Here is a 20,922-nt window from a genome sequence, read left to right on the forward strand (position 1 = left end):
TCGCCGTGAGGTCAGTCAGGCGGGGCGGGTGCCGATCACGACGGCGGTGCCCTCGTCGTCGTCGACCGTCTCCGGGCGGAGGCCGGCCGCCGCCAGGACCGCGCACGCGGGGGCCGCCTGGTGCTCGGCGACCTCGCTCAGCAGCACCCCGCCGTGGGCGAGCCACGCCGGCGCCTCCGCGGCGACGCGGCGCAGCACGTCGAGACCGTCGACACCGCCGTCGCGCGTCGACCGTGGCTCGGCGAACCGGACGTCGCGCGGCATCAGGTCCTCGGCGCCGCTCGGTACGTAGGGCACGTTCGCGGTGATCGTGGCGAGGGTGCCGCGCAGCCAGGCGGGCACGCCGTCGAACAGGTCGCCCACGACCGCCGTCCCGCCCACCGGCGCCAGGTTGGCCGCGGCCAGCGCCACCGCGCGCGGGTCGACGTCGCTCGCGTGCACCCCGAGCCCCCTCACGCGCTCCGCCAGCAGGCGCCCGAGCGCTCCGTTGCCGCAGCACAGGTCGAGCACGCGCGACCCGGGGGGTGTGCGCCGCGCCGCCTCGGCGACCAGCAGCAGCGACCGCTGCCGCGGGACGAACACCCCGGGCCCGACGGCGAGGCGCACGCCGTCGAGCTCGACCCACCCGAGCACGTGCTCGAGCGGCTCCCCCGCGACCCGCCGGGCGACGAGCGCCTCGCGGTCCGACGGCGGGGTCCCGAGCAGCAGCGCGGCCTCCTCCTCGGCGAACACGCAGCCCGCGGCGCGCAGCCGGAGGACCAGCGCCTCGGCCGCGGCCTCGCCCTCCCGATCCGTCCCGTCGCCCGTCACGCGTCGACCGGCCGCACCACGACGGCGCCGTCCCCGGGCACCAGCCGCTCACCGTCGCCCACGAGCGGCCCCGTGGCCAGCAGCACCTCGCCGTCGGGCACCGGCACGGCGTCGGCGCCGAGGTTGATCATCACCACGAGAGGCTCCCCGCCCGCCGCGGTCCGGCGGTACGCGAGCACGCCGTCGGGCGCGGGCAGCCACTCCAGCGCCCCGCGCCGTGCCGCGACCTCGCGCCGACGCAGCGCGAGCAGCGCCCGGTAGTGGCGGAGCATCGAGCCCTCGTCCCGTTCCTGGTGCGCGACGGCGAGCTCGCCCCACCCGGTCGGCTGCGGCAGCCAGCCCGCGTCGGCCTCCGTGAACCCGTACGGCGGCGCGTCGCCCTCCCAGGGCAGCGGCACCCGGCAACCGTCGCGCCCCCGGACGGTCCCGCCGCTGCGGGCGACGGCCGGATCCTGCAGGGCCTCGGGCGGCAGGTCCTCGACCTCGGGCAGCCCGAGCTCCTGGCCCTGGTAGACGAACGCGGCCCCGGGCAGCGTCAGCAGCAGCACGGCGGCGGCCCGGGCCCGCGCGGTGCCGCGCGCAACGTCCTGCGCCGTCAGCAGCTCCCCGTCGCCCCCGGTCGGCACGTAGGCGCCGCGCAACCCGCCGGCGCCCGCGCGGGCGTAGCGCGTGACGGAGCGCGGGGTGTCGTGGTTGTCGGTGACCCACGTCGCGGGCGCCCCGACGATCGCGTTGGCGGCCAGGACCGCGTCGACGGCGGACCGCAGCTCGCGCGCGTCCCACGCCGCTCGCGCCAGCTCGAAGCTGAACGCCAGGTGCATCTCGTCCGGGCGGAGGAACAGCGCGACGACGTCGGGGGCGGCCCCGGTCTCGACGACGGCCATCCGGTCGCCGTCGTAGTCGTCCAGCACCCGCCGCACGTCCCGGTAGATCTCGTGCACGCCGCTCGCGTCGTCCTTCGGGATGACCGGCGCCCCGTCGGCGGTGTCGCCCGCACCGAGGTCCTTCACCAGGGCGTCGGACACGTCTATCCGGAACCCGTCGATCCCGCGGTCGAGCCAGAACCGCAGGATGCGCTCGAACTCGGCGCTCACGTCGGGGTGGGACCAGTCCAGGTCCGGCTGCTCCGCGGCGAACAGGTGGTAGTACCACTGCCCGGGCGAGCCGTCGGGCTCGGTCACCCGCGTCCACGACGGCCCGCCGAACACGCTGGTCCAGTTCGTCGGGGGCTCGTCACCACCGGGGCCCCGGCCCTCCCGGAACAGGAACCGCGACCGCTCCGGGCTGCCCCGTCCGGCGGCCAGGCCCGCGACGAACCAGTCGCTCGCGCTCGAGACGTGGTTGGGCACGAGGTCGATCGTCACGCGCAGCCCGCGGGCGTGCGCCTGCGCGACGAGCTCGTCCAGATCGGCGAGGGTGCCGTACCGGGGGTCGACGGCGGTGTGGTCGGCGACGTCGTAGCCACCGTCCACCATCGGCGAGGGGTAGAACGGGCACAGCCACAGCGCGTCGACGCCGAGCGCGACCAGGTGGTCCAGGCGGCGCGTCACCCCCGCGAGGTCACCCTCGCCGTCGCGGCCCGTGTCCTGGAACGAGCGCGGGTAGATCTGGTGGACGACGGCGTCGCGCCACCAGGCCGGCTCGGTCACGCCGACCTCAGGCGAGGCGCTCGACCACGAGCTGGGCGAACTCGCGCAGCGCGTCCTTGGCCGGCGACTCCTCGATCGGGGCGAGCTGCGCGACGGCGTCGCGGGCGTGCTCGCGCGCCATCTCGCGCGCCTGCTCCATCACGGGGTGCTCGCGCAGCCGCGCGACGACCGCCTCGAGGGCCTCGTCGGAGCTGAGGTCGCCCTCGAGGTCGGCGAGGGTCTCGCGGCCCTCGGCGTCCTCGGCCCCGCCCGCGACGGAGCGGCGCAGGAGCAGCACCGGCATCGTCGGCACCCCCTCGCGCAGGTCGGTGCCCGGAACCTTGCCGAGCACCTCCGCCGTCGAGGTGAGGTCGAGCACGTCGTCGGCCAGCTGGAAGGCGACGCCGACCCGCTCGCCGTACTCCACGACCGCGGTGAGCCGCTCCCCCTCGAGGCCGCCGAAGAGCGCCCCGAAGTGCGCGGACGCGGCGATGAGGGATCCGGTCTTTCCCGCGAGCACCTCGAGGTGGTGCTCGACGGGGTCGTCACCCTCCTGGGGCCCGATCGTCTCGTGGAGCTGCCCCACGCACAGGCGCTCGAACGTCTCGGCCTGGATCCGGACGGCGGTCGCGCCGAGCCCGGCCACGGTCTGCGACGCACGTGCGAACAGCAGGTCGCCCGCGAGGATCGCCACGGAGTTGCCCCACACCTCGTGCGCGCTGGGGGCCCCGCGACGCGTGGGCGCGGAGTCCATGACGTCGTCGTGGTACAGCGAGGCGAGGTGGGTCAGCTCGACACCGACCGCCGCCTCGAGGACCGACTCCGAGGTGCCGGAGCCGAGCTGCGCCGCCAGCAGCGCCAGGGCCGGACGCATGCGCTTGCCACCCGCGGCCAGCAGGTGCCTCGACGGTGCGTCCGAGAGCACGCGCGTGCGGCTCACGGCGACGTCGAGCCGACGCTCGATCTCGGCCAGCCCGTCGACGAGGACGGACTCGAGGTCGGCGTCGCTCAGCGGGAGGGGAACAGAACTCAAGCGAGGACTCACGCCACGAATCTAGCCGCCTGCGCGAGCAGGTCGAGAACCGGGGTCGGCCAGACCCCGAGCACGAGCGTGCCCGCGGCGCACGCCACGAGCGCGACGCGGGTGAGCGCCCCCGGCGCCACCGCCTCGGCCCCGGGCTTGTCGGACTCCTCCGGACGGGTGAAGAACATCAGCACGATCAGTCGCACGTAGAAGAACGCGGCAGCGATCGAGGCCACGACGGCGACTACGACCAGGGGCCACGCCCCACCCTCGGCCGCGGCCACGAACGCGGTGAACTTGCCCAGGAACCCGGCCGTCAGCGGGATGCCGGCGAACGAGAGCAGGAACAGCGCCATCGCGCTCGCGAGCCACGGGCTGCGCCGGCCGAGGCCGGCCCACTGCGACAGGTGGGTCGCCTCCCCCGTGACGTTGCCTGCGGCGTCGCGCTCCCGCACGAGGGTCACGACGGCGAAGGCCCCGACCGTGGCGAAGCTGTAGGCCAGCAGGTAGAAGAGCAGCGCGTTCGGGCCGCCCTCCGGCAGCGCCACGATCGCGACGAGCGCGAAGCCCGCGTGCGCGACCGAGGAGTAGGCGAGCGTCCGCTTGACGTCCGTCTGGACGATCGCGAGAACGGTTCCCACCAGCATCGAGGCGATCGCCACGACCCACAGCACGGGCTCGAGGTCCCAGGTGAACCCGGGGGCCGCGACGTAGAGCAGCCGCGCGATCGCGGCGAAGGCCGCGGTCTTGGTCGCGGCGGCCATGAAGCCCGTCACCGGCGTCGGAGCGCCCTGGTAGACGTCGGGCACCCAGGCGTGGAACGGCACGGCACCGATCTTGAAGAGCAGGCCCGTCAGCACCAGCAGCAGGCCGACGACGCCCATGCCCTCCATCCCCACGCTCGCCGTCGCGGCGGTGTTGACCTCCGCGTACGTGAGCGAGGCGGAGTAGCCGAACAGCAGCGCGACGCCGAACAGGAACAGCGCCGAGGAGAACGCGCCGAGCAGGAAGTACTTCAGCGCGGCCTCCTGCGAGAGCACGCGGCGACGGCGGGCGAGCGCCGTCAGCACGTACAGCGGGAGCGAGAGCACCTCGAGCGCGACGAACAGGACGAGGAGGTCGTTCGCCATCGGGAAGACGAGCATGCCGGCGAGGCTGAACAGGGCCAGCGGGAAGACCTCGGTCTGCTCGAGGCCGGCCTTGCGAGCGGCCTCCTCGTAGGCGGAGCCGGGGGCGGCGGCGCCCTGCGGGGCGAACGCCTCCTCACCGCCGGGGAGCTTGGAGGCCATCACGGCGAAGCCCACCAGCGCGATGAGCGCGATGATCATCTGGGACGCGAGGGTGAAGCCGTCCTCGGCGAGCTGCCCCGCCACGACGGTGGACTCCCCGCCGCCGACGACCTCGGTCCAGCGCCACGCGAGCACGCCCAGGACGGCGAGCGGCGCCAGCAGCGCGACCACGACCTGGATGGCCCGACGGCGGGCCGCGGGGGCGAACGCGGCGATGAAGACGCCGAGGACTCCGGCGCCGACGGTGACGAGGACGGGGGTCAGCGCCGCCCAGTCGATCTCGGGTGCGACGAACGTGGTCACTGTGCGCCTCCCAGGGCGAGCACCTCGGCGAGCGGGGTCAGCAGGTCGAGCACCGGGCCGGGCAGCACGCCCAGCACCACCATGGCCACCACGACGGGCACCATGGTCCAGCGCTCACGGGCGCCGAGGTCGCGCAGCGAGCCGTCGGCCTTCGCCTCGGCCAGCGCGGCGCGCGGCTCACCCGTGAAGACCCGCTGGTACACCAGCAGGAAGTAGAGAGCGGCGAGCACGACCCCGAGGGTCGCGACGGCGGCGGCCGGGATCGACGTCGTGAAGCTGCCGACGAGCACGAGGTACTCGCCGACGAACCCGGACAGGCCCGGCAGGGCGACCGACGCCATCCCCGCGATCAGGAACAGCCCGGCGAGCACCGGCGTCAGGCGCTGCATGCCGCCGAACGCGTCGATGCGCCGCGAGCCGCCCCGCTCGGCGAGGTACCCCGCCAGCAGGAACAGCCCGGCGATCGAGAGACCGTGCGCGAGCATGTAGAACATCGCCCCGGTCATCGCGACCTCGGAGCCGATGAAGACGCCCATGACGATGAAGCCGAAGTGCGAGATCGACGTGAAGGCGATGAACCGCATCATGTCCTGCTGGCCCATGGCCACGAGCGCGCCGTAGATGATCGAGATCAGCGCGAGCACCACGATCGCGGGCGCGGCCCAGCGGGAGGCCTCGGGGAAGAGCGGGAGGCAGAGCGCGAGCATCCCGAACGTGCCGACCTTGTCGAGCACGCCGACCAGGAGGGTCGAGGTGCCCGGCGTGGCCTGCGCCGTCGTGTCCGGCAGCCAGGTGTGGACGGGCCACATCGGCGCCTTGACGGCGAAGGCGACGAAGAACGCCACGAAGAGCCAGCGCTGCGTGGTCTCGTCGCTGACCACCCCGGCGAGGTTGTCGATGAGGAAGCCCGTCTCCCCGCCAGGGCCGTGCAGGTAGAGCACGACGACGCCGACGAGCATCACGAGCCCACCGGCCAGGGAGTACACGAGGAACTTCACGGCGGCCGAGCGGCGGTTCGGCCCGCCGAACATGCCGACCAGGAAGTACACCGGGATGAGCATGACCTCGAAGAGGACGTAGAAGAGGAACACGTCGCGGGCCGCGAACACGGCGACCATCAGCGAGGTGAGCACGAGGACGAGCGCCACGAACGTGGCCCGACGGCGGTCGCCGCCCTCGGCGTCGACCGGCACCGCGTGCCAGTCGGCCGCGAGCACGACCGGGACCAGGGCGACGGCGAGCAGCACCATCACGAGCCCGAGGCCGTTGAGCCCGACGGCGTAGCTCACGCCGATCGCGGGGATCCACGGCACCTGCTGGGTCAGCTGCTGCTCCGCGGCGGCGGACAGGTCGAACGTCGTCGCCATCGCGACGGCGATGCCGACCGTGAGGAGCGAGACGACCAGACCGTAGGTGCGCGCGCGGGGGTGCAGGGCGGGGACGAGCCACAGCACGAGTGCTGCCACGAGGGGGACGGCGATCAGGATGGTGATCCAGGGAAGCGAGGTCACGTCTCCTCCTCTCTTACAGACGCACGAGGTGCAGGACGGCGCCGGCGATGACCACGCCGGCAAGGATCATGGCCGCGTAGCTGCGCACGTAGCCGTTCTGGAGCTTCCGCAGGGCCTGGCCGAGGCCGACCGTGCCGGCCGCGGCACCCGTGACCGCGCCGTCGACGACGGCGGTGTCCGCGTAGACCAGCGTGCGCGTCAGGTCCTGGCCGGGGCGCATGGCCAGGGCCTCGTTGACGTCGTCGGCGTAGAAGTCGCGACGCGCGGCACGGGTCAGCGGCGAACCGGTCGGCGCGACGAGCGGGACGTCGTTGCGCGCGTACTGGCGCCAGGCGAGCAGGGCACCGATCGCCACGAGGGCGAGCGTGGTGCCCATGATCACGGGGATCGGAAGCACTGGCTCGTGGTGCTCGACGTGGCCGGTGACCGGCTCGAGCCAGCCGGTGATGCCGTCGCCCAGCGAGAGCAGGAACCCGAGGCTCACGGCGCCGAGCGCCAGCACGATGATCGGGAGCGTCATCACCAGCGGGGACTCGTGCGGGTGGCGCTTCGGGCGCGGGTCGTCGGCACCGAGCGCCGACGCCGAGTCGACCCAGCGCGCCTTGCCGTGGAAGGTCATGAAGAACATCCGCGACATGTAGAACGCCGTCACGCCGGCACCGATGAGCGCGGCGCCGCCGAAGACCCACGGCTGCCAGCCCTCGCCGACGAACGCGGCCTCGATGATCTTGTCCTTGCTGTAGAAGCCGGCGAACGGCGGGACGCCCATGATCGCGAGCCAGCACGCGGCGAAGGTCAGCCAGGTGACGAGCATGACCTTCCGCAGCCCGCCGTAGGTGCGCATGTCGGTGGCGTCGCCGTTGGCGTGCATCACCGACCCGGCGCCGAGGAACAGCCCGGCCTTGAAGAAGCCGTGCGTGACGAGGTGGAAGATCGCGAAGGCGTAGCCGATCGGGCCGAGCCCGGCCGCCAGCACCATGTAGCCGATCTGGGACATCGTCGACCCGGCGAGGGACTTCTTGATGTCGTCCTTCGCGCACGCGATCGCGGCGCCGAGCAGGAGCGTGAACGCACCGATGCAGGCGGTGACGAGCTGCGCCGTCGGGGCCGCGGAGAAGATCGCGTCCGACCGGACGATGAGGTACACCCCCGCGGTGACCATGGTCGCGGCGTGGATGAGAGCGGACACCGGTGTCGGGCCGGCCATCGCGTCGCCGAGCCAGGCCTGCAGCGGGAACTGGGCGGACTTGCCGCACGCGCCGAGCAGGAGGAGGAGGCCGATCGCCGTCGCCATCGGGGTCGTCAGACCCTGCGCACCGGCGTCCACGTCGGAGAAGGAGACCGAGCCGATGCTCGCGAACATCAGGCCCATCGCGACGATGAGCCCCATGTCGCCGACGCGGTTCATCACGAAGGCCTTCTTCGCCGCGACGGCGTAGGAGGTGTTGTAGTTCCAGAACCCGATGAGCAGGTAGGACGCGAGACCCACGCCCTCCCAGCCGACGAAGAGCAGCGCGTAGGAGTCCGCGAGCACGAGGATCAGCATCGCCGCGACGAACAGGTTCAGGTAGGCGAAGAACCGGCGACGGGCCGGATCGTGCGACATGTACCCGATCGAGTAGACGTGGATCAGCGCGCCGACGAACGTGATCAGCATGACGAACGTCAACGAGAGCGGGTCGATCCGCAGCCCGGCGTCGATGGTCAGGTCGCCCGCGGGGATCCACGAGAACAGGTGGAGGTCGTGGATGCGGTCGGCCGCGTCGGCCGCGAGCACCTCGAGGGTGATCAGCAGGCCGATCACGAACGAGGCCGCGACGGCGACGACGGCGAGCAGGTGTCCCCACGCGTCGGAGCGCTTGCCCAGGAGCAGCAGGAGGGTCGCCGAGGCCAGCGGCACGGCGACGAGGAGCCAGGCGTAGTCGATCATCGTGGCTCAGTTCCTCAGCAGGCTCGGCTCGTCGACGGAGACCGTCCGACGAGCGCGGTAGATGGAGACGATGATCGCCAGGCCGACGACGACCTCAGCGGCGGCCACGACCATCACGTAGAAGGCCATCACCTGGCCGGTGAGGGTGCCGTGCACGCGGCTGAACGCCACGAGCGCGAGGTTGCAGGAGTTGAGCATCAGCTCGACGCCCATGAAGGCCAGGATCGCGTTGCGGCGCACGAGCACCGTCACCGCACCGATCGTGAACAGGATCCCTGAGAGCACCAGGTAGTGCAGGAGCGTCACCGGTCGTCCCCCTCGTGGTCGGTGGGTGCCGGCTCGGCGGCGGGCGCGGCCGGGGCCGGCTCGGCGGCGGGCGCGGCCGGGGCCGGCTCGGCGGCGGGCGCGTCGAGATCGGCGTCGCCACCCTCGGCGCGCGCCCCCTCGGCCGCTGCCCGCTCCTGGCTCACGGGGCTCTCGGCGGAGGCCACGCGGGCGGGCTGCACGAACGTGCCGCCCGCGATCTGCGCGACGTGCCCGTCGACGGACGACGGGTCGAGCTCCTGGCCGCGGATGCGCAGCACGCGCGGGACGGAGATGTCGATCGGGTTGCCGTACGGGTCCAGCGCGGGCACGTCGGCGGCGTTGTGCAGCGCGTAGACGCCCGGCGCCGGCATCGGCGTGAGGACCTGGGAGCCCTCGCCGCGGGCGTAGGCCCGCATCCGGAGGCGCACCGTGGCCTTCTGGTCGCGGATCGCCGAGAGGCGCTCCTTGTGCGTCAGCGTGATGGCACCGAGCGCGGCCGTGATCAGCAGCACGCCGACCAGCTCGAGCGCGAACACCGTGCTGCCGAAGATCTCGTAGGCGACGCCGACCGGGTTGGTCAGCTCGTTGGCGGCCTCGAGCCCGACGGCGTCGGGCAGGTTGGCCGTGACGACCACGCCCGTGAGCACCGAGACCAGGCCGAGGCCGAGCAGGACGGCGATCCACCGCTGACCGGCGATCGTCTCGGCGACCGAGTCGGCGGCGTCGACACCCACGAGCATCAGCACGAAGACGAACAGGATCATGATCGCGCCGGTGTAGACGACCACCTGGGCGACGCCGAGGAACGGCGCCTCCAGCGCGGTGTAGAGGAACGCCATCCCGATCATGACGAAGATGAGCCCGACGGCGGCGTGCACGGGCTTGCGCGCGAACAGCAGCGCGAGCGCGGCGACGACCATCAGGGGGGCGATGACCCAGAACAGCACCAGCTCGCCGCCGGTGCCCACGACCGATCCGGTCACTTGGCCGCCTCCCTGGCTGCCTTGCCCGCGGCCGCGAGCGTCGGGTCCTCGGGGCGGTTCTCCTCGACCCAGTCCACCTGGGACTGCGTCGGGCCGGTGACCTCGCCGCGGTAGTAGTCGCCGTCCGTCGTGCCCTCGACCATCGGATGCGGCGCGGCGAGCATGCCCTCCTTGAGCGGGGCGAGCAGGTCCTCCTTGGTGAAGATGAGGCCCTCCCGGGTGGGTCCGGCGAGCTCGAACTCGTTCGTCATCGTCAGCGCGCGCGTCGGGCAGGCCTCGATGCAGAGCCCGCAGAAGATGCAGCGCAGGTAGTTGATCTGGTAGACGCGGCCGTTGCGCTCACCCGGCGAGAGCTGGTTGTCCGGGGTGTTGTCGCCGCCCTCCACGAAGATCGCGTCGGCGGGGCAGGCCCACGCGCACAGCTCGCAGCCGATGCACTTCTCCAGCCCGTCCGGGTACCGGTTGAGCTGGTGGCGCCCGTGGTAGCGGGGCGCCGTCGGGTGCTTCACGAACGGGTACTGCTCCGTCACGGTGGGCCGGAACATGTTCGAGAACGTGACCCCGAACCCGGCGACGGGCGCGAGCAGCTCACCCAGCGCCTTGCCGAGCCCGGCGCTCTTCTTCTCCTCAGCCATCGCTGGCCTCCTCGTCGGACGTCGGTGTGCGGGGGGCGGCGACGACGGTGGCGCGCCGTGGCGACGGCGGCAGCATCTGGCCGGGCAGCGGCGGGACCGGGAAGCCCTCGGCGAAGGCGTCGAGCTCCTGGGGGGCGCCGTCCTTCCCGACGGCCCGACCCGGTGGATCCTTCTTCTCCGGCCAGAGCAGGAGGAACGCGAGCACCACGACCAGCGGGATGCCGATCCACATGAGCATCGTGCTCAGGTCGACGTCGGCGAACTGGCGCACCGCCTGGACGGCGGCGACGGCGACGAGCCACACCAGCGCGACCGGGATGAGGATCTTCCAGCCGATGTTCATGAACTGGTCGTAGCGGAAGCGCAGCAGCGTGCCGCGCAGCCAGAAGAACAGGAACATCACGAGCCAGATCTTCACGACGAACCACAGCAGCGGCCACCAGCCGGAGTTGAGGACCTCCATGCCGGCGTCGTCCTGGAAGAGCGTGAGCGGCCACGGGGCGCGCCAGCCGCCGAGGAACAGCGTCGTGGCGACGGCGGCGACGTTGAACATGTTGATGTACTCCGCGAGGAAGAACCACGCGAACTTCATCGACGAGTACTCCGTCATGTGGCCGGCGACCAGCTCGCCCTCGGCCTCGGGGAGGTCGAACGGGAGCCTGTTGGTCTCGCCGACCATCGAGACGATGTAGACGAGGAAGGCCGGCAGCAGCGCGATCGCCCACCAGAAGCCCCGCTGGCTCTCCACGATCGCCGAGGTCGACATCGACCCGGAGACGATGAACACGCTGACGAGCGACAGGCCCATCGCGAGCTCGTAGGAGATGACCTGGGCCGTGCCGCGGACGGAGCCGAGCAGGGGGTAGGTCGAGCCGGACGCCCAGCCGCCGAGCATGATCCCGTACACGCCGAACGAGGTGACGGCCAGGATGTAGAGCACGGAGACCGGCAGGTCGGTGAGCTGCAGCGGCGTCACGATGCCGAACATGCTCACCTCGGGCCCGAACGGGATGACCGCGAAGACCAGCAGCGAGGAGAACACCGTGATGAGCGGCGCGAGGACGTAGACGAACTTGTCGGCCGCCTTCACCGTGAGGTCCTCCTTGAGGAGGAGCTTCATGGCGTCGGCGAGCGACTGCAGCAGGCCGGCCGGGCCGTGCACGTTCGGTCCGGGGCGGATCTGCATGCGCGCGAGGATCCGGCGCTCGGCCCAGATCGCGACGAGCACGTTGAGCAGCAGGAAGACCAGGATCGCGACGGCCTTGATGACCCAGATCCACCAGGTGTCGTTGCTGAAGTCGGCCACCACGCCGTGCACCGTGTTCATCGGACGACCTCCACGAGCTCTCCGGTACGGGCACCGAGCGTGGCGACGGCGGAGCCGTGGCGCGGGCGGGTCGGGACCCACACCACGCCGTCGGCCATCGCCTGCACCACCAGCGGGTACGTCGCCTCGCCCCGCGGACCGCGGACGGTCACGCTGGCCGCGCCCTCCAGGCCGAGCTGCAGGGCCGTGACGGGCGAGACCGTGGCGACGGCGCGGCGCGCGGTGCCCGCGAGGTGCGGCTCGTCGTCCTGACCGCGGCCGCCGTCGAGCAGGAGCTTCCAGGTGGCGAGCACCGCCTGACCGGCGGCGGGCGACGGCGGCTCGACACGGGAGGGTGCGGACCCGTCCGCGGTCAGGCGGGGGCCGGACCAGGCCGGGAGCACGCCGTCGGACCACGGCGCGTCGAGCTCGGTCGCGAGCAGGCGCAGCACGGCGTCGTCGGACATCGCCGACGTGGCGAACACCTCGGCGAACGGGCGCGGGCGGCCCTCCCACGTGACGTAGCTGCCGGACTTCTCGACCGGCGGCGCGACGGGCAGGACCACGTCGGCGTACGGCGTGACCGAGGAGGTGCGGACCTCGAGCGAGATGACCACTCCCCCGGCCGCGCGGACGGCGACGAGGGCGGCCCGCGCCGCCTCGGGGTCGGGCAGATCGTCGAGGTCGACGCCACCGATCACGACGCCGGCCAGGCCGCCGTCCGTCAGCGCGGCGAGGATGCCGGCCAGGTCGCGACCGGGCGTCTCGGGCGGCGACGCGCCCCAGACCGCCGCGACCTCGGCGCGCGCGGCCTCGTCGGACACCGGCCGGCCGCCGGGCAGCAGGGACGGCAGCAGGCCGGCCTCGACCGCGGCGCGGTCGCCGGCACGGCGCGGCACCCAGGCGAGGCGCGACCCGGTGCGCTCGGCGAGCGCGACGGCGGCGGCCAGGCCCCCGGGGACGGCAGCGAGCCGCTCGCCGGCGAGCACGACGCCGGGGCGGTCGTCCGACCCGAGCTCGGTGACGGCGTCCAGCACCTCGGCCTCGGTGCCCGGTGCGGCGACGAGGAGGTCGGCGCGCAGCTTGCTCGCACCGCCGGACAGCAGGGGCGCGACGGTGCGGACGTGGGCGGTGCCCGCCAGCACGCCCTTGCGCAGCCGCAGGAAGATCGTGGCGGCCTCCTCCTCGGGCTCCAGCCCGACGAGCAGGACGTCGGCGTGCTCGAGATCGGCGTACGTGACCCCGATCCCCGACCCGGCGACGTGCGCGCCCAGCACCTGCTCCTCGACGGCGTCACCGTAGGCGCGGGAGCGGAAGTCCACGTCGTTCGTCCGCAGCACGGTGCGCGCGAAGGCGCTCCAGGCGTGGGCGTCCTCGAGCGTGCCGCGGCCGCCGGGCAGCGCGGCCAGCGCACCGCGACGCTCGCGGATCAGACCGGCGGCGACGTCGAGCGCATCGGCCCAGCTCGTCTCGACCAGCGCGTCCTGCGCGCCGCCGTGCTCGCGCACGAGCGGGGCGGCGAGGCGGTCGGCGCCGGACTGCCAGTGGAAGGCGAACCGGTCCTTGTCGCTGATCCACTCCTCGTTCACGGCCGGGTCGTTGCCCGCGAGCCGACGCAGCACCACGCCGCGGCGGTGGTCCACGCGGATGTCAGCCCCGCACGCGTCGTGCTCGGCGATCGACGGGGCCGAGACCAGGTCGAACGGGCGGGCGCGGAAGCGGTAGGCGGCCGACGTCAGCGCGCCGACCGGGCAGATCTGGATCGTGTTGCCGGAGAAGTAGGACGCGAACGGCTTGCCGGACTCGTCGATCTCGGCCGGGCCCACGGGCGCGCCGCCCTCGAAGCCCAGCACGTCGGCGTCGAACGTCCCGATCTGCTGGCGCGCGCCGCGCATCTGCAGGTCGATGAACGGATCACCGGCGATCTCGTCGGAGAACCGGGTGCAGCGCTGGCACAGGATGCAGCGCTCGCGGTCGAGCAGCACCTGGGTGGAGATGCTCAGCGGCTTGGGGAAGGTGCGCTTGACGTCCACGAACCGCGTCGTGCCGCGGCCGTGGCTCATCGCCTGGTTCTGCAGCGGGCACTCGCCGCCCTTGTCGCAGATCGGGCAGTCGAGCGGGTGGTTGATGAGGAGGAACTCCATCACGCCGCGCTGGGCGGCGTCGGCCGTCTCGCTCGTGAGCTGGGTGTTGACGACCATGCCGGGCGTGACCTCGAGCGTGCAGGAGGCCTGCGGCTTCGGCATCGGCTTGAGGTTGCCCTCGCGGTCGGGCATCGCGACGTCCACCAGGCACTGGCGGCACGCCCCGGCCGGCTTGAGCAGCGGGTGGTCGCAGAACCGCGGGATCGCGATGCCGACGTCCTCGGCCGCGCGGATCACCAGGGTGCCCTTGGCCACCTCGGTGGTCACGCCGTCGATCGTCACCTCGATCAGCGGCACCGGGGCCTTCGCCTTGCCCGTGCGCGAGTCGGGCTGGGTGGTCGTCATGCCGTGACCTCCTGGGCGTGCAGCGTCGAGGCTGCGGGCGGGAACAGCTCGCGCGCCGGCGTGTGGCACCCGGCCTCGAACTCCTCGCGGAAGTACTTCAGACCGCTCTGGACGGGCGTGGCGGCCGCGTCGCCGAGCGCGCAGAAGCTGCGGCCGAGGATGTTGCCGGCGATGTCGGACAGGGCCTGGAGGTCGGCGGGCGTGCCCTTGCCGTCCTCGAGGCGGTGCATGATCTGCTGCAGCCAGAACGTGCCCTCGCGGCAGGGCGTGCACTTGCCGCAGGACTCGTGCTTGTAGAAGTCGATCCAGCGGCTGACGGCGCGGACCACCGAGACCGTCTCGTCGAAGATCTGCAGCGCACGGGTGCCGAGCATCGAGCCCGCGCCCGCCACGCCCTCGTAGTCCAGCGGGACGTCGAGGTGCTCGGCGGTGAGCAGCGGCGTCGAGGACCCGCCGGGCGTCCAGAACTTCAGCTGGTGACCGGCGCGGACCCCGCCCGCGAGCTCGAGCAGCTCGCGCAGCGTGATGCCGAGCGGCGCCTCGTACTGGCCGGGCCGCGTGACGTGGCCGGACAGCGAGAAGATGCCGTGACCGCTGCTCCTGGCCGTGCCGATGCCGGCGAACCACTCGGCGCCGCCGAGCACGATGCCGGGGACGGAGGCGATGGACTCGACGTTGTTGACCACGGTCGGGCGCGCGTACAGGCCGGCGACGGCGGGGAACGGCGGCTTGAGGCGCGGCTGACCGCGGCGGCCCTCGAGCGAGTCAAGCAGCGCCGTCTCCTCGCCGCAGATGTAGGCGCCGGCACCCGCGTGCACCGTGATCTCGAGATCGCCCAGCAGGCCGGCCTCCTTGGCCTCGCGGACCGCGGCCAGCAGCCGGCGGTAGACGTGCACGACCTCGCCGCGCAGGTAGATGAACGCGTGGTCGCACCCGATCGCGTACGACGTGATCGCCACCCCCTCCACGAGCACGTGGGGGTTGGCCATCATGAGCGGGACGTCCTTGCACGTGCCCGGCTCGGACTCGTCGGCGTTGACGACGAGGTAGCGCGGACCACCGTCGGGCGCCGGCAGGAAGCTCCACTTCAGGCCCGTGGGGAACCCGGCGCCGCCGCGGCCGCGCAGACCGGAGCCCTTGACCATCTCGACGAGGTCGGCCTGGCTCATCGTGCGAGCCCGGGCCAGCGCCCGGTAGCCCTGGTGCTCGCGGTAGGTCGCCAGCGTCCAGGAGCGCGGGGCATCCCAGATGTCGGTGAGGACCGGGGTGAGAACGTCGGTGCTCATTCCTTCGTCCCTTCGGTGCCGGACTTCGGTGAGGTCGGCTCCGTCCCCGCCTGGTCGGCGGGCTCGTCCGGGCGCTCGCCCGTGGTGGCCTCGTGGGGGGTGGGCTCGGCGTGCTCGGACGAGGACTGCTCCTCGCCGACCTCGCCGCGTCCGGTGCCGTCCTCGGCCACGTCGGACTCGCCGTCGTGCTCGGCCTCGGGGTAGGCGGGCGCGTGCCAGTCGTGCTCGCGGGAGATCCGCAGACCCACGAGGGTCGCCTCGCCGGCGGACGGACCGTCGTCGACGAGCCCGTCCTCGAACCCGGCCAGGACGCGGGAGACGGCCTTGAAGTCCTGCACGACGGGACCGCGCGAGGCCTCGACCCGCTCGCCGGCGCGCAGCCGGTCGACGAGGTCGACGGCGGAGGCGGGCGTCGCGTTGTCGAAGAACTCCCAGTTGACCATCACGACGGGCGCGTAGTCGCAGGCCGCGTTGCACTCGAGTCGCTCGAGCGTGACCTGGCCGTCGTCCGTCGTCTCGTCGTTGCCGATCCCGAGGTGCGCACTCACGGTGGCGAAGACGTCGTCGCCGCCCATGACCGCGCACAGCGTGTTCGTGCAGACGCCGACGGTGTAGGCGCCGTTGGGCTTGCGCTTGTACTGGCTGTAGAACGTCGCGACGGCGGAGACCTCCGCTCGCGAGAGCCCGAGCGTCTCCGCGCAGAACGCCACGCCCCGGGGCGAGACGAAGGAGTCCACCGACTGGATGAGGTGCAGCAGCGGGAGCAGCGCCGAGCGCGGCTCCGGGTAGCGGGCCACGACGGCGGCGGCGTCCTCGCGCAGGCGGGCCGCCACCTCCTTCGGGTACAGGCTCCCGGCGGCGGCGGGGGTGCCGATCACGGCGGGACCCCTGCCCGCGCCGGCGGACGTCACGGACTCGGTGGTCATCGGTCCACCCCTCCCAGGACGGGGTCGATGGAGGCGACGGCGATGACGACGTCGGCGATCTGGCCGCCCTCGCACATGGCCGCGAGCGACTGCAGGTTGGTGAAGGACGGGTCCCGGAAGTGGGCCCGGTAGGGCCGGGTCGCCCCGTCGGAGACGAGGTGGATCCCGAGCACCCCCTTGGCGTGCTCGATCTGCTGGTACACCTGGCCGGCCGGGACGCGGAAGCCCTCGGTCACCAGCTTGAAGTGGTGGATGAGCGACTCCATCGAGTGCCCCATGATCTCGCGGATGTGGGCTGCGGAGTTGCCCTGGCCGTCCGGTCCGATGGCCAGCTGCGCGGGCCACGCGATCGACGGGTCGTCGACCATGACCGGGTGGCTCTCGCCGTCGCGGTCCTGCTTCTCCAGCCGGTCGAGCACCTGGCGCACGATCCGCATCGACTCGTCGATCTCGTCGAACCGGAGCATCACGCGGGCGAACGCGTCGGCGTCGGTCGACGTCGGGACGTCGAACTCGTAGGTCTCGTAGCCGCAGTAGGGGTCGTCCTTGCGCAGGTCGAACGGGAGGCCGGCCGACCGCAGGATCGGACCGGTCACGCCGAGCGAGAGCGCCGTCGACAGCGGCAGGTAGCCCACGCCCTGCGCCCGGCCCTTGAAGATCGGGTTGGCGTCGATGAGCATGTGCAGGTGCTTCACGTGCTGCGCGAAGCGCGGCATCATGTCGCGGATCGCCTGCGTCGTGCCGGGCGGGATGTCCTGCGCGAGACCGCCGGGCCGGATGTAGGCGTGGTTCATGCGAAGCCCGGAGACGAGCTCGAAGATCTTGAGGATCTCCTCGCGCGCCTGGAAGCCCTCGATCATGATCGTGGTCGCGCCGAGCTCGTTGCCGCCGGTCGCGATCGCGACGAGGTGCGACGCCGCCCGCTGCAGCTCCATGAGCAGGACGCGCACGAGCGTCGCCCGCTCGGGGGCCTCGATGCCGAGCAGCTTCTCGGTGCCGAGGCAGTAGCCGACCTCCTGGAAGAACGGAGCGACGTAGTCCATCCGGGTGCAGAAGGTCACGCCCTGGGTCCAGGTGCGGAACTCCATGTTCTTCTCGATGCCCGTGTGCAGGTAGCCGATGCCCACGCGGGCCTCGCGCACCGTCTCGCCGTCGATCTCGAGGATCAGGCGGAGCACGCCGTGCGTGGAGGGGTGCTGCGGACCCATGTTGACGACGATCCGCTCCTCGCCCAGGCGCGCGGCCTCCTCGGCGATCGCGGCCCAGTCGCCGCCGTTGGCGGTGAACGTGGTCGCGCCGTCGAGATCGTCGGTGATGTTCGTCGTCGTGCTCATCGGTACGACCTCCGCTCGTCCGCCGGGGGGATGGTGGCGCCCTTGTACTCCACGGGGATGCCGCCCAGCGGGTAGTCCTTGCGCTGCGGGTGACCGACCCAGTCGTCCGGCATCGCAATCCGCGCGAGCGCCGGGTGTCCGTCGAAGATGATCCCGAAGAAGTCCCAGGTCTCGCGCTCGTGCCAGTCGTTGGTCGGGTAGACGTTCGTGGTCGAGGGGACGTGCGGGTCGGTGTCGGGCACCACGACCTCCAGGCACAGGGTGTGCGGGGAGTTCGTGATGGAGCGCAGCGGGTAGATCACGTGCAGCTCGCGGCCGACGTCGCTCGGGTAGTGAACGCCGTTCACGCCGAGGCAGAGCTCGAACCGCAGGTCCTGCTCGTCCCGGAGCGTCTGGCAGACGGTCACGATGTGCTCCCGGCGAATCTCCAGCGTGAGCTGGCCGCGGTCCACCACGACCTTCGCGACGGCGTCGTCGTAGGCCACGCCGCGGTCCGCGAGGGCCTCGCCGAGGATGTCGACGACCTCGTCGAACCAGCCCCCGTAGGGGCGCTCGCTCGGGAGGCCGAGCACGACGGCGGTCTGCAGCCCGCCGAAGCCGGACGTGTCGCCGGTGCCCGCGTTGCCGAACAGGCCCTGCCGCTTGGCGACGAGGTCGCCGAGGTTCTGGCCGTCGCGGGAGACCTCGGTCAGGCCGAGGTCCTGGCCGGCCTGCCGGCCGCCGGCCGGACCCTCGGGGGTGTTCGGGGTCGTCATGCGAGCAGGCCCTTCTGGGCGTGGGTCGGGACGGCGGCGAGCGCGGCGGCCTCGGCGGCGCGGGCCGCCTTCACACGGTCGATGCCGAGCGGCGTCGCCTGGACCTGCTTGTGCAGCTCGAGGATCGCGTGCAGCAGCATCTCGGGGCGCGGCGGGCAGCCGGGCAGGTAGATGTCCACGGGCACGATGTGGTCGCAGCCCTGGACGATCGCGTAGTTGTTGAACATGCCGCCCGACGACGCGCACGCGCCCATCGAGATGACCCACTTCGGACCGGACATCTGGTCGTAGACCTGACGGACGACCGGCGCCATCTTCTGCGACAGCCGGCCCGAGACGATCATGACGTCGGCGTGACGCGGGGAGGCTCGGAAGACCTCCATGCCGAAGCGCGAGATGTCGAACCGGGCGCCACCCGTGGCCATCATCTCGATGGCGCAGCAGGCCAGACCCATGGTGACGGGCCACATCGACGCCTTGCGGGCGAGGCCCACCAGGTCGCTGATCGTCCCGAGCGCGAAGCCCGGTGCCTTCTCCTCGATACCAGCCACGGTCTGCTCCTAGTCCCAGTCGAGCGCGCCACGGCGCCACTCGTAGATGTACGGAACGGTGATGAGGGCGATGAACCCCAGCATCGCGACGAGCCCGAAGACGGCGAGGTCGCTGAACGCGACTGCCCACGGGTAGAGGAAGACGACCTCGATGTCGAAGATGATGAAGGTCATCGCCACGAGGTAGTACTTGATGTTGAACCGGCCGTGCCCCAGCGCGTGCGGCGTCGGCATGATGCCGCACTCGTACGCCTCGAGCTTGGCGCGGTTGTAGGTCTTCGGGCCGATCACCGCGCTGGCGGCGAGACCGCCGACGGCCATGAGGGCGGCGACGCCCATCATGATCAGGATCGGGACGTAGGGGTTGGTCATGCGGAACGCACCACCTTCGTGAGAGCGGTGATGATCCGGTCCAGCGCGTCGCCGCCGGTCCGGTCGTAGGAGTCGGACAGCAGCTTGTGGACGAACTTCATCAGCAGCGGGCGCGGCAGGCCGTAGCGCGTGCAGATCCGCATGATGCTCGGGTGCTCGATGATGCGCACGAACTGCTTGCCCAGCGCGTAGTAGCCCCCGAGCTCGGCCTTCATCGTGCGGCTGTATGCCTGCATGGCGCGCTCACGGCTGGCGGCGTTGGGCCGCGCGAGCGCCTGGGCGATGACGTCGGAGCCGATGCGACCGGCCTGCATCGCGTACGCGATGCCCTCGCCGTTGTAGGGCGAGGTCATGCCGCCGGAGTCGCCGACGAGCATGAGGCCGTCCGCGTACAGCGGCTGGCGGTTGAACGCCATGGGGAGGGCGGCGCTGCGCAGGTCGCCGACCTGGTTCTCGGGGGTGAAGCCCCACTCCTCCGGCACGTTCGCCATCCAGCGGCCGAAGATGCCCTTGTAGTCGAGCTTGGTGGTCCTCCCCGTGGAGCTGACGCTTCCCAGGCCGACGTTGGACAGACCGTTGCCCAGGGCGAAGATCCAGCCGTAGCCCGGCAGCAGGTCGCTGGCGTTCGGGGCGCCGTCCCACAGCTCCAGGTGTGACTCCATCATCGTGTCGGTGTAGCGAGGCGAGGCCTGCGGCACCTGGAAGTACGTGCGGATCGCGACGCCGAGCGGGCGGTCGTCGCGCTTCTCGCGCCCCACGGAGGTGGCCAGTCGCGCGGCGACCCCGCCGGCGTCGACGACGAACGGGGCGGTGAACGTCTGCTCGGGCTCGCCGGCGATCGCGCGGCCGCGCTGGTCCACCTGCTTGACGCGGACGCCGGTGATGCGACCGTCGTCGGCGCGCACGGCACCGGTGACGCTGTGGCCCTCGAGGAGCGTGGCGCCCGTGGTGACGGCGTGGCGGATCAACGTCTCGTCGAGGTCGGTGCGCGCGCGGACGAGGCCGTAGCTCGGCACCGTCTCGAGGTCGGGCCAGTCCATCTCGATGGTGTGGCCACCGCCGATGACGCGCAGACCCTGGTTCCGGATCCAGCCGTCCTCCTCGCGGGTCGGCACCCCCATCGAGATGAGCTCCGCGACGGCGCGCGGGGTCAGCCCGTCGCCGCAGATCTTGTCGCGGGGGAAGGTGGCCTTGTCCAGGACGACGACCTGGAGGCCGCGCTGGGCGAGGTAGTGGGCCGTGGCCGCACCTCCCGGACCCGCGCCGACGACGATGACGTCCGCCGTCTGGGCAGCCGTGCCCATCGAATCCACCTCGCCGTCAAGATAGCCGTTCACCAGGGCGCGCGACCGGCGGGAGAACCCGCTGGACATGGTGCGCCGTTGGCACTCTACAAACGCCCCACCGGGGTGTCTCCCAAGGCTCACCTAACCCGTTCGGCAGACGTGGGACCTTGGTCCTACGCCGGCATCGTCGCAGGTGTG

Annotated in this window: 18 protein-coding genes; all 18 read right to left on the minus strand. The window is 72.2% G+C overall.

The window, feature by feature from the left end:
- Positions 1-15 precede the first annotated feature (15 nt).
- The 18 genes from C8046_RS07580 to C8046_RS07665 are packed head-to-tail and all read right to left on the minus strand — an operon-like array spanning position 16 to position 20,742.
- Positions 16-810 carry a putative protein N(5)-glutamine methyltransferase gene (locus tag C8046_RS07580; protein ID WP_109228911.1) on the minus strand — a complete coding sequence of 265 codons (795 nt, stop codon included), beginning with the start codon at positions 808-810 and terminating at the stop codon, positions 16-18.
- Positions 807-2,459, minus strand: a complete 1,653-nt coding sequence (locus C8046_RS07585; protein WP_109228912.1) for a glycoside hydrolase family 13 protein — start codon at positions 2,457-2,459, stop codon at positions 807-809. Before C8046_RS07585 ends, C8046_RS07580 begins: the two co-directional genes overlap by 4 nt.
- A gap of 7 nt (positions 2,460-2,466) precedes the next feature.
- The gene (locus C8046_RS07590) at positions 2,467-3,471 is read right to left on the minus strand and encodes a polyprenyl synthetase family protein (protein ID WP_109228913.1); all 1,005 of its coding nucleotides are present in this window, start codon (positions 3,469-3,471) and stop codon (positions 2,467-2,469) included.
- 8 nt (positions 3,472-3,479) lie between these two features.
- Positions 3,480-5,054 (minus strand): NADH-quinone oxidoreductase subunit NuoN, encoded by a 1,575-nt coding sequence (nuoN, locus tag C8046_RS07595; protein ID WP_109228914.1) that lies wholly within the window; start codon positions 5,052-5,054, stop codon positions 3,480-3,482.
- Positions 5,051-6,565: an NADH-quinone oxidoreductase subunit M gene (locus C8046_RS07600; RefSeq protein ID WP_109228915.1), complete on the minus strand. Its 1,515-nt coding sequence runs from the start codon at positions 6,563-6,565 to the stop codon at positions 5,051-5,053. Before C8046_RS07600 ends, nuoN begins: the two co-directional genes overlap by 4 nt.
- A gap of 13 nt (positions 6,566-6,578) precedes the next feature.
- Positions 6,579-8,495 carry an NADH-quinone oxidoreductase subunit L gene (nuoL, locus tag C8046_RS07605; RefSeq protein ID WP_109228916.1) on the minus strand — a complete coding sequence of 639 codons (1,917 nt, stop codon included), beginning with the start codon at positions 8,493-8,495 and terminating at the stop codon, positions 6,579-6,581.
- 6 nt (positions 8,496-8,501) lie between these two features.
- A complete protein-coding gene (gene nuoK, locus C8046_RS07610) occupies positions 8,502-8,801 on the minus strand; it encodes an NADH-quinone oxidoreductase subunit NuoK (protein ID WP_109228917.1) in 300 nt (99 codons plus the stop codon).
- Entirely contained in the window at positions 8,798-9,784 is a 987-nt protein-coding gene (locus C8046_RS07615; protein WP_199224410.1) for an NADH-quinone oxidoreductase subunit J, read from the minus strand. The genes nuoK and C8046_RS07615 overlap by 4 nt, the downstream gene beginning before the upstream one ends.
- Positions 9,781-10,419, minus strand: coding sequence for an NADH-quinone oxidoreductase subunit NuoI (gene nuoI / locus C8046_RS07620; protein WP_109228918.1), 639 nt, complete (start codon positions 10,417-10,419; stop codon positions 9,781-9,783). The genes C8046_RS07615 and nuoI overlap by 4 nt, the downstream gene beginning before the upstream one ends.
- Entirely contained in the window at positions 10,412-11,746 is a 1,335-nt protein-coding gene (gene nuoH, locus C8046_RS07625) for an NADH-quinone oxidoreductase subunit NuoH (RefSeq protein WP_109228919.1), read from the minus strand. The genes nuoI and nuoH overlap by 8 nt, the downstream gene beginning before the upstream one ends.
- Complete coding sequence (locus C8046_RS07630; protein ID WP_109228920.1) at positions 11,743-14,214, minus strand: NADH-quinone oxidoreductase subunit G; 2,472 nt, start codon at positions 14,212-14,214, stop codon at positions 11,743-11,745. Before C8046_RS07630 ends, nuoH begins: the two co-directional genes overlap by 4 nt.
- Positions 14,211-15,500, minus strand: coding sequence for an NADH-quinone oxidoreductase subunit NuoF (gene nuoF / locus C8046_RS07635; RefSeq protein WP_109228921.1), 1,290 nt, complete (start codon positions 15,498-15,500; stop codon positions 14,211-14,213). Before nuoF ends, C8046_RS07630 begins: the two co-directional genes overlap by 4 nt.
- Positions 15,497-16,426: an NADH-quinone oxidoreductase subunit NuoE gene (nuoE, locus tag C8046_RS07640; RefSeq protein WP_109228922.1), complete on the minus strand. Its 930-nt coding sequence runs from the start codon at positions 16,424-16,426 to the stop codon at positions 15,497-15,499. The genes nuoF and nuoE overlap by 4 nt, the downstream gene beginning before the upstream one ends.
- Positions 16,423-17,760, minus strand: a complete 1,338-nt coding sequence (locus tag C8046_RS07645; protein ID WP_109228923.1) for an NADH-quinone oxidoreductase subunit D — start codon at positions 17,758-17,760, stop codon at positions 16,423-16,425. The genes nuoE and C8046_RS07645 overlap by 4 nt, the downstream gene beginning before the upstream one ends.
- Entirely contained in the window at positions 17,757-18,515 is a 759-nt protein-coding gene (locus C8046_RS07650) for an NADH-quinone oxidoreductase subunit C (RefSeq protein WP_109228924.1), read from the minus strand. The genes C8046_RS07645 and C8046_RS07650 overlap by 4 nt, the downstream gene beginning before the upstream one ends.
- Positions 18,512-19,066 carry an NADH-quinone oxidoreductase subunit B gene (locus tag C8046_RS07655; RefSeq protein ID WP_109228925.1) on the minus strand — a complete coding sequence of 185 codons (555 nt, stop codon included), beginning with the start codon at positions 19,064-19,066 and terminating at the stop codon, positions 18,512-18,514. The genes C8046_RS07650 and C8046_RS07655 overlap by 4 nt, the downstream gene beginning before the upstream one ends.
- Positions 19,067-19,075: 9 nt before the next feature.
- Positions 19,076-19,438: an NADH-quinone oxidoreductase subunit A gene (locus C8046_RS07660; protein ID WP_109228926.1), complete on the minus strand. Its 363-nt coding sequence runs from the start codon at positions 19,436-19,438 to the stop codon at positions 19,076-19,078.
- Positions 19,435-20,742: a geranylgeranyl reductase family protein gene (locus C8046_RS07665; RefSeq protein ID WP_109228927.1), complete on the minus strand. Its 1,308-nt coding sequence runs from the start codon at positions 20,740-20,742 to the stop codon at positions 19,435-19,437. The genes C8046_RS07660 and C8046_RS07665 overlap by 4 nt, the downstream gene beginning before the upstream one ends.
- Positions 20,743-20,922 lie beyond the last annotated feature (180 nt).

This window comes from Serinibacter arcticus, assembly GCF_003121705.1.
GTDB lineage: Bacteria > Actinomycetota > Actinomycetes > Actinomycetales > Beutenbergiaceae > Litorihabitans.

Coding starts and splice junctions, on each gene's coding strand:
- nuoL (WP_109228916.1), bottom strand. CDS start 8,495: ATGATCGACTACGCCTGGCTCCTCGTCGCCGTGCCGCTGGCCTCGGCG.
- nuoI (WP_109228918.1), bottom strand. CDS start 10,419: ATGGCTGAGGAGAAGAAGAGCGCCGGGCTCGGCAAGGCGCTGGGTGAG.
- nuoH (WP_109228919.1), bottom strand. CDS start 11,746: ATGAACACGGTGCACGGCGTGGTGGCCGACTTCAGCAACGACACCTGG.
- C8046_RS07630 (WP_109228920.1), bottom strand. CDS start 14,214: ATGACGACCACCCAGCCCGACTCGCGCACGGGCAAGGCGAAGGCCCCG.
- nuoF (WP_109228921.1), bottom strand. CDS start 15,500: ATGAGCACCGACGTTCTCACCCCGGTCCTCACCGACATCTGGGATGCC.
- nuoE (WP_109228922.1), bottom strand. CDS start 16,426: ATGACCACCGAGTCCGTGACGTCCGCCGGCGCGGGCAGGGGTCCCGCC.
- C8046_RS07645 (WP_109228923.1), bottom strand. CDS start 17,760: ATGAGCACGACGACGAACATCACCGACGATCTCGACGGCGCGACCACG.
- C8046_RS07650 (WP_109228924.1), bottom strand. CDS start 18,515: ATGACGACCCCGAACACCCCCGAGGGTCCGGCCGGCGGCCGGCAGGCC.
- C8046_RS07660 (WP_109228926.1), bottom strand. CDS start 19,438: ATGACCAACCCCTACGTCCCGATCCTGATCATGATGGGCGTCGCCGCC.
- C8046_RS07665 (WP_109228927.1), bottom strand. CDS start 20,742: ATGGGCACGGCTGCCCAGACGGCGGACGTCATCGTCGTCGGCGCGGGT.